The 1149-nt window shown below is 78.3% G+C and carries 1 protein-coding gene; it reads right to left on the reverse strand.

Features of this window, described 5'->3' with window-relative positions:
- Positions 1 to 36: 36 nt before the first annotated feature.
- Positions 37 to 1137, reverse strand: coding sequence for a hypothetical protein (locus tag C6N75_RS29855; RefSeq protein ID WP_105871949.1), 1101 nt, complete (start codon positions 1135 to 1137; stop codon positions 37 to 39).
- Positions 1138 to 1149: the final 12 nt, after the last annotated feature.

Consider the following 1149-nt stretch of genomic DNA (forward strand, 5'->3'; position numbering starts at 1 on the left):
ACAGGTGGGGGGACGGGCCGGGGGTGCGGCTCGCGGTCACGGCGGACCCGCCCCCAGCAGGGTGAACGCCCCGTAGCCGGCCGAGGCCAGGGCGAGGACGGTGAGGGTGAGGGTGGCGGTGCGGTCCTTGCACCGGGCCAGGGCGGCGGCGGCCGGGAGCAGCAGCGGGAAGGCGGGCATGATCAGCCGGGGGCGGGAGCCGAAGTAGGCCGCGCCGACGAGGGAGATCGCGACGATGCCGAGGGTGTAGGCGACGACGGGGAGCGGGAGCCTCGGGCGCAGCCGCAGGCACAGCCACACCACCCAGCCGAGCAGGGCGAGCGCGGCGAGCAGCCCGACGCCGGCGAGCGGGGTGGGGCCGGTGAGGTGGGCGTGGACGAAGCGGGCGAGGGCCACCCCGCCGTCGATGTCGTTGCCCCAGGCGGCCTGGACGTCGAAGTAGGCGGTGGGCCGGCCCTCGCGGACGGCGACGTAGACGACGTAGCCGAGCCAGCCGAGCGGGGCGAGGGCCACTCCGGCGGCGAGGCGGGCGGGCAGCCGGCGGTCGCGGACCACCGTCACGGCCGCGGTGACGCCGAGCGCGGCGATCAGCGCGGCTGCGGACGGGCGGGTGAGACCGGCCAGGGCGCAGAGCAGGCCCGCGGCGATCCAGTGCCCGCGCAGCACGGCGTACAGGGACCAGGCGGCGGCCGCGGTGAACAGGGTCTCGGTGTACGCCATCGACTGCACGAACGCGGTGGGGTACACCCCCCAGAGCACGGCCAGCAGCACCCCGGCCCGCCGCCCGGCGACCTCGGTCCCGACCGCGTAGATCCCCCACGCGGCGGCGAGCCCGGCCGCCCAGGCGACGGCGAGCCCGGCGGTGCCGGGGGTGACCGGGAGGACGGTGGTGACGGCCCGCTCCAGGGCGGGCAGCAGCGGGAAGAACGCGAGGTCGGGGTGGCGGGCGCCGTCGGGCAGGGTCGCGGTGTAGCCGTAGCCGTGCTCGGCGATCCGGGCGTACCAGACGGCGTCCCAGCGGCCGGTCAGCCGGTGCCACCCGTCCTCGCCGGTCGCCCCGGCGGCGACGGCCAGCACCGCGAGCCCGACCGCCCGCACCGCCGCGTAGCCGAGGAGGGCGGGGGCGGCGGCGGACAGACGGGAGCGGAG

It is taken from the genome of Streptomyces solincola (assembly GCF_002982015.1).
GTDB classification, from domain to species: Bacteria; Actinomycetota; Actinomycetes; order Streptomycetales; family Streptomycetaceae; genus Streptomyces; species Streptomyces solincola.